The sequence below is a fragment of the Halovibrio sp. HP20-59 genome, assembly GCF_033052795.2.
GTDB lineage: Bacteria > Pseudomonadota > Gammaproteobacteria > Pseudomonadales > Halomonadaceae > Vreelandella.
In genome coordinates, this window is record NZ_JAWJUW020000098.1 from 1 (window position 1) to 267 (window position 267).

General features: G+C 70.4%; 1 pseudogene. It reads right to left on the reverse strand.

From position 1 onward, the window contains the following. Positions 1–214, reverse strand: a pseudogene (locus RZA33_RS19520) (polysaccharide export protein Wza); the annotation flags it as partial. Positions 215–267: the final 53 nt, after the last annotated feature.

Here is a 267-nt window from a genome sequence, read left to right on the forward strand (position 1 = left end):
GGCGGTTCACCGAGCCGATCAGCGCGACTTGCGCGCCCACCGGGCCCACATGCAACACGTCATCAGCCTGCAGCGGCAGGTCGCCCTTCTTGTCGCCACGCACCAGCAGGTCATAGAGGTCGAAGTGCCCGACCACCTGGCCGCCGCGGCGCAGCTCGATATTGCGGAAGCTGCCGGCTGCGGACGGGCCGCCGGCCTGGGTCAGGCCCGTCATTACCGTGGCCAGACTGCTGACGCTGTAGGCGCCCGGGCGGGCCACAAAGCCGG